The sequence below is a fragment of the Acidovorax sp. CF316 genome (assembly GCF_000276605.1).
Taxonomy (GTDB): Bacteria; Pseudomonadota; Gammaproteobacteria; order Burkholderiales; family Burkholderiaceae_C; genus Acidovorax.
Map to the genome: position 1 here is coordinate 1 of NZ_AKJX01000250.1, position 6,202 is coordinate 6,202.

Annotated in this window: 7 protein-coding genes; 5 read left to right on the plus strand and 2 right to left on the minus strand. The window is 70.2% G+C overall.

Annotated features, from left to right (window positions below; all coding sequences use genetic code 11):
* The 3 genes from PMI14_RS28660 to PMI14_RS28670 all read left to right on the plus strand — a co-directional run.
* Positions 1–180, plus strand: a 180-nt coding sequence (locus PMI14_RS28660) for an SWIB/MDM2 domain-containing protein (RefSeq protein WP_007860211.1), incomplete at its 5' end; no start/stop codon positions are given.
* Between the two features lie 18 nt (positions 181–198).
* Complete coding sequence (locus tag PMI14_RS28665) at positions 199–537, plus strand: hypothetical protein (RefSeq protein WP_007860212.1); 339 nt, start codon at positions 199–201, stop codon at positions 535–537.
* A 124-nt stretch (positions 538–661) separates the two neighbouring features.
* Positions 662–988 carry a DUF2834 domain-containing protein gene (locus PMI14_RS28670; RefSeq protein WP_007860213.1) on the plus strand — a complete coding sequence of 109 codons (327 nt, stop codon included), beginning with the start codon at positions 662–664 and terminating at the stop codon, positions 986–988.
* Here the strand turns inward: PMI14_RS28670 and PMI14_RS28675 are convergent.
* Entirely contained in the window at positions 958–1,734 is a 777-nt protein-coding gene (locus PMI14_RS28675) for a helix-turn-helix domain-containing protein (protein WP_007860214.1), read from the minus strand. The two genes, PMI14_RS28670 and PMI14_RS28675, sit on opposite strands and share 31 nt — an antisense overlap.
* Before the next feature lie 156 nt (positions 1,735–1,890).
* Between PMI14_RS28675 and PMI14_RS33820 the strand changes: the two genes are divergently transcribed.
* Entirely contained in the window at positions 1,891–3,999 is a 2,109-nt protein-coding gene (locus PMI14_RS33820; RefSeq protein WP_007860215.1) for a hypothetical protein, read from the plus strand.
* A 3-nt stretch (positions 4,000–4,002) separates the two neighbouring features.
* Here the strand turns inward: PMI14_RS33820 and PMI14_RS28685 are convergent, their stop codons facing one another.
* On the minus strand, positions 4,003–4,455 hold the full coding sequence (locus tag PMI14_RS28685) for an acyl-CoA thioesterase (RefSeq protein ID WP_007860216.1): 453 nt from the start codon (positions 4,453–4,455) through the stop codon (positions 4,003–4,005).
* Positions 4,456–4,679: 224 nt separating this feature from the next.
* Here PMI14_RS28685 and PMI14_RS28690 point away from each other — a divergent pair.
* Positions 4,680–6,202: methyl-accepting chemotaxis protein (locus tag PMI14_RS28690; protein WP_035206244.1), on the plus strand; the 1,523-nt coding region annotated here is incomplete at its 3' end.

Sequence of the window (6,202 nt, forward strand, 5' to 3'; positions counted from 1 at the left end):
GAGCCGGTGGCCCGGCCCGAGGCCGTGAAGAAGCTCTGGGAGTACATCAAGGCGAACAACCTGCAGGACCCCAAGGACAAGCGCACCATCGTCGCCGACGACAAGCTGCGCGCGGTGTTCGGCAAGGACTCGGCCGGCATGTTCGAGCTGGCCGGCATCCTGGGCCAGCACCTGGGCTGATGGGAGGGGGCCACGGCCATGCGCAACCCCTGGAAACCCACGCTCTGGACACTGGCCGTGCTGGCGGCCGCCGGGACGGCCTGGTGGACGGCCGACCAATGGCTGCCCCAGGTCCGCCCCTGGGTCGACAAGGCCTGGAGCAAGATGAACCGCCCCGGTGAGGATTCCCTGCCTCCCGAGAAGAAAACCGCGCAGGGTGCTGCCGCGGGTACGCGTGGGGCAGCCTCGGCCCCAGTGCCCCAGCTGCGCAAGTGCATCCAGGACGGCCGCACGGTCTATACCGACGAGGCCTGCCCGCCGGGCAGCCAGGAACAGAAGGTGGAAGGTTCGGTCACCTCCTTCCCGCGCGCACAGTGAGCACGGAGCCGGCACGCAGCGCGCCGGCCATGTCGCATTTTTCCTATCGCCAGAGGGCTTGCAAGCCTAGTCTCAGGGGTCCTTGATCCACCCAACGCCTGCCATGCGTGCGGGCCCCTGACACATGAAGCAAAAACACCTGCGCGGTTTTCTTTTCCTCCTGGCCATTGCCGGCATGGCCGTCCCCTGGTACTTCAACCTGGTGTATTTCCAGGGCGGGGGCAGCGTCGCGCCCGACGTGTACTGGCGCGATGCCGCCGCCAACGCGTTGACCGCCGGCATCACCGTGGACGTGTACCTCGCAGCCGTGGCGTTCTCGGCCTGGGTGGCCAGTGACCGCCGCCTCGGGGCGTGGCGCTGGGCCTACGTCGCGGCCTGCTTCGGCATCGGCCTGGCGTTCGCGCTGCCCCTGTACCTGGCTCAGCGCCTGCGCGGCGAATCTGCCGCCTGATGCGCCTGCGCGCCGACCTGCAAGGGCCAATGCGCGCTGGGTGAACTCCGGGCCGCCTCCTGCACCAGCCCCTGCAGGGGCTGGCCTGCCAGCCTGCGCATGTCGCGCGCCATGTGCGATTGGTCGTAGTAGCCCTGGTCGGCCGCGAGGTGCGCACCGGGCTCCGTCGGTACGGCCATCGCGTGCTGCAGCGTGGCGCTGAACCGGGCGATGACCTGGAACTGCTTGGGCGTCATGCCCCACTCGGCGACAAAGCGCCGCTCGAACTGGCGCGGCCCCACGCCCGAAAACGGCGCTGTGCCCTGCGCGCTCGCGCCTGCGTGCTCCAGCAAGGCCCTGGCCTGCACCAGGCGCTCTTCGCACCGCGCTTGTGAGGCCCGCTCCTGGCGCACGAACTGCCACAGCGCGCCGATGCGGCCCTCGTCATCGGGCGCCGCACGGATGGCCTGCTCGGCAAGGGCCCAGGACGCTGCGGCCATGGTCGCCATGGGCCGCACCGCGTTCACGACGCCCCGCCCGGCGGCCAGCAGCGACGGCACCGCCTCGGGCCGCAGCATCAGCCCCACGGCGCGCACACGGCCCTGGTGCACATAGGCCGTGGCCACCGTGCTGGCACTGATCCAGGCCGCGGCAGGCAGCACCGTGCCGTCACGCAGCACCTCGCCTTCGAGGCGCACGACCAGCATGCTGCCCACCATGGCCGGGAACTGCGAGCCCTGCAGTTCGGCCGGACTGTCCACGGCCACCGCCCCCTCCAGCCAGGGCTGCAAATCGCAAGGGGGAGGGATAAAGCGCTGCACCGCCCAATTTTGCACAATTTGGCACAACTTCGGCAGCACCGACGGGGGGTGGCAGGCCGGGGGCCTGGGCCAGAATGGCGGCTCCTTCGCCGCCCCTCCTGCATGAACCGCTCCCTGCTCCGCACCTTTGCGCTCCTGACCATGTCTGCCATGCTGCCCCTGGCCGCCGGCGCCAGGCCGCCGGCACCGCCGCCCGACTACCCGCGCCTGTCCGACAACACCGCGGCATCGCAGAACCTGGAAGTGCGCAAGGTGCTGCACGGCCAGGTGGAGGGCCTGTTCGCGCTACCGCGCACGCGCCAGCTGGTTGCAGTGGCCGGTGGCTACCTGTGGAAATTCGGCCCGCACGGGGAATTGCTGGACAGCCTGCGCGTGCCCAGCGGAATCCACACCTCGGGCATCGTCTTCACGCCGCAGTACTACACCGACTGGGTGTACAGCGGCGACCGGCAGCGCAAAGCGTATGCCCCCACCGTGGACGGCAACCGGCTGTCGCAGGGCGAGCTGTTTGCCGAGCTGGACCGCGCCGAACACGTGGAATTCGGCCGCAACGAAACCAGCGCCTGGGCCTACCTGCTGTCGGGCGGCAAGGCATGGGTCCTGGACATCACCCGCTGGCGCGACAAGGTGGACACCTACTGCCGCCAGCGCACCCATTCGGACGAGAAACTGGGCTGGAACGCCACCTGCCTCGATGGCTACCGCCCCGCCCGCAAGGGCTGGCAGGAGATCGAGCCCGAGGACTTCTACCGCTCGCCGCCGGATGCCTCGCACGCCCGGGTGGTGGACTTCGAACGCCGCCGCCTGCACCTGGAGGAGGGCATCAGCGGGCAACTGCTCGGTGCCACCGTGGGCGTGGCCCTCAAGGCCCTGGGCGTGCCTGGCAACCTGCCCAGCCGCTACTGGTTCGGCGATGCCTCCACGGAGCTGCGCGTGGGCGGCGAGGTGCTCAGGTTCAAGGCTTTCATCCCCCGCGAGGATGGCAAGTACCACTTTCCCAACATGGCCTGGTGGGACCTGTCGCCAGCACTGCCGGGCGCGAACCCCTGGTTCACGGTGCACCCGCGCAGCTACCTGCACCACCCAGGCGAGGAGGCCTTGCTGCGCCACTACGAGAAGGAAATCGGCCTGTACGTGGTGCGCCCCCGCGGGGCCGTGCCGGCGCCTGCCACGGACCGCGGGACCGGCACCTGGCGCCCGTTGTTCAACGGACCCACGACCCACTCGTACGCGGTGAGCGGCAACGTGGAGTTTGCGGCCGCGCCTGCCGCGCACACTTGGCTGCGCAAGCCCGAGGCACGCCAGCGCATCGCCGGCCTGGGACCGCAGATCCCGATGGAAGCGCTGTGGCCTGCGCTGCGCGAACCACCGGTTGCGCTGACGCTGCAGTGGACCGCCTCGTCCGAGGAAGAAGAGACCCGGCTGCGCATCGACCTGCCCGCGGCGCCAACCCGATCGGCCTTCGAGCGGCTCGCTGGCGGCAAAGGCCCCGTGGAGCTGGTGGTGCAGGTGCCCGACCTGCAAGGCCCGGTGTCGGGCATATCGGTGCTGCTGCGCAGCGGCAGCCTGCAGCAGGCCCTGCCAGGCGCCCGCATCGCCTACCTGGGCCAGCCGCCACGCCCCGCGTCCACGCGCGCCGAGACACTCCGCGTGCTCAGGGAAGCGAATGCCGCTGCGCAGCGCTCGCCCGGTGCGCTGCCTGCCTTCCTGCAGGCCGCCCAGGACCTGGCGCAGGACCTGCAGCGCGCGCAGGACCTGTCCTCGGACATCACCCACGCCTATGCGCAGCTGGTCAACCACTTCAACGGCCAGCGGGATTTCGCCTCGTCCTCGCGCCTGGTGCGCCACTACCTGGCCCAGGTCTACCCGCACGTGGGCAAGTACCGCCGCGACGACAAGGAGGTCTACAACGTCGGGGTGATCGCCAGCCAGACCCTGGCCTTTGCCCTGCACACCAACGAGCCCGACCTGGCCCAGGCCGTGATGGCAACCCTGATCGGTTCCGGCTTCGACCCGGCGGTGCAGACCAACGCAACGCTGATGTACAACCTGGCCTGCTACTACGCCCTCACGGGCGACAAGGCGCGCATGCTGCAGGCGGCAGCCAGGGCGCGCGGCCTGGGCAAGCCCCCTTCACAATTCCTGCAGGACACGGATTTCGACCGGTACCGGCAGGACGCCGACTTCCTGCAGGTCGTCAACGCCAGCTAGCCCTCAGTGGGCTGTGCCTGCAGCGGGGCGGGCGGCCTCCACCTGGGCGTTCACACGCTCGGCCAGGGCCATGTCGCCCGGGGTCTCGGGCGTGAACTTGTCCACCGCGCGGGGTGCACCGTCCTCGTCCAGTGCTGCGTAGACGGCTGCGCAATGGGTGACCTGGCGCAGCTCCTTTTCCCGGATGCCGCCGCTGCGCACCTCGATCAGCATGTTCATGCTGGTCTCGCCCGTGTGGGCCAGGCTGGCCTGCACCTCCACCAGGTCACCGGGGTGGATGGGCCGGTCGAAACTGGCGTTGCCCATGAAGGCCGTCACGCAGTTGTCCCCGGCCCAGGCGCTGGCACAGGCAAAACCGGCCTCGTCCATCCAGCGCAGCACCGTGCCGCCGTAGATGCGGCCGGACGCCGACGGGGCGGTGTGCGACGCCAGAAAGCGCAGGGTGATGGAATGCATGCGGTGGTCTCCTCGGAAGCTGCTGTCGGTATATCCGATTAAGCGCCCTGCACCCTGTAGGAACGCACCGCCACCCACCGAACGGGCGTGTTGGGGCGACCTGCGGCGCAGCACCGGCGCATCTGGCATGTCGCTTGCTGAAAGGCCGGGGACCCCCCCTGCCCCCGACCCGGCGCCGCGCCGGGGCCGCAACCCCGCGCATGCAACGGCTGCCGCTCTTCGCCATGTCCTCCTTGCACCGCCTGCCTCTGGCCCGCAAATTCCTGGTTCTCGGGCTGATCGCCCTGGGGATGATCGCCTTGCCGACCTCCATGCACGTGCGCGATGCGCTACAGGACATGGCCGCCGCACGCCAGGAGGCGCGCGGCGCCCCTGCGCTGCTGGCGCTCAACAAGCTGGTGCAGGGCATGCAGGTGCACCGGGGTCTATCGGCCAGCATGCTGGGCGGCAACGAGGCCCTGGCCGCGCGCCGGCCCGCCGCGCGCGAGGCGGTGGACAAGGCCCTGGCAGAGGCGAGCACCCGGCTGGCACAGGCCGGCGCGCCCGCTGCCGAAGACAGCACCTTGAAGCAGCTGCACCAGACCTGGCAGGCCCTGGAGCAGGCTGTGGCGGCGCGCAACCTGCAGCCGGCCCAGAGCACAGCGCAGCACACCCAGCTCATCGCCGGGGTGATGCGCCTGAACGAGACCCTGCTCCACCACTACGGACTGGCGCTCGACCCCGGCCAGGACACGAACGCCCTGGTCCAGGCCTCGCTGGTGCACGTGCCCATGCTCGGAGAAAAGCTCGGCGTGATGCGCGCGCAAGGCTCTGCCGCGCTGAGCAGCAAGGCCCTGGCCCCCGAGGGCAAGGGTGGGCTGGTGGCGCTGCAGCAGCGCGTGGTGGAGCTGCAGGGCGACACGCTGCGCAGCCTGGAACGCGCCATGGGCCACAACCCGGCCTTTCGCCAGGCTCTGGGCGGCGCGGCCCAGGCGGTGGACACGCAGGTCCAGCAGGCGCTGCAGCGCGCCGGCAGGGACATCCTCCAGGCCACCGAGTTCTCGGCGCCGGCCTCGGACTACTTCGACGAGTTCACGCGCACCATCGACGCACTCTATGCCCTCAATGCCCAGGCCATGGACCTGCTCAACGGCGCCTTGCAGGAGCGCGTCGCAGGCCTGCAGCGGCAGTTGCTGTGGCAGCTCGGCCTGCTGGCGCTGGCCCTGGTGGCGGCCATCGTGCTGGCACGCGGCTTCGCGCGCTCCATCACCGTGCCGCTGGCACAGGCGGTGCAGCTGTCCAATGCCGTGGCCCAGGGCGACCTGCGCGCCACGGCCACGGCAGAGCACCATGGCAGCGATGAAGTGGGCCAGCTCATGGCGGCCCTGGTGCAGATGCGCCGCCAACTGACCGACGTGGTGGGCCAGGTGCGCGCGGGCTCCGAGGGCGTGGCCACGGCCAGCGCCCAGATCGCGCAGGGCAACCACGACCTGTCGGCACGCACCGAGAGCCAGGCCAGCGCTCTGGAAGAAACCGCCGCCTCGATGGAGGAACTGGGCTCCACCGTGCGCCAGAATGCGGACAGCGCGCGCCAGGCCAGTGCATTGGCCGGCGAAGCGCGCACCGTTGCAGTGCAAAGCGGCGAGGTCGTCACCCAGGTGGTGCAGACCATGCAGGGCATCAGCGCCGCGTCGCAGAAGATCGCCGACATCATCGGCGTGATCGACTCCATCGCCTTCCAGACCAACATCCTGGCGCTCAATGCCGC

Coding starts and splice junctions, on each gene's coding strand:
- PMI14_RS28670 (WP_007860213.1), top strand. CDS start 662: ATGAAGCAAAAACACCTGCGCGGTTTTCTTTTCCTCCTGGCCATTGCC.
- PMI14_RS28665 (WP_007860212.1), top strand. CDS start 199: ATGCGCAACCCCTGGAAACCCACGCTCTGGACACTGGCCGTGCTGGCG.
- PMI14_RS33820 (WP_007860215.1), top strand. CDS start 1,891: ATGAACCGCTCCCTGCTCCGCACCTTTGCGCTCCTGACCATGTCTGCC.
- PMI14_RS28685 (WP_007860216.1), bottom strand. CDS start 4,455: ATGCATTCCATCACCCTGCGCTTTCTGGCGTCGCACACCGCCCCGTCG.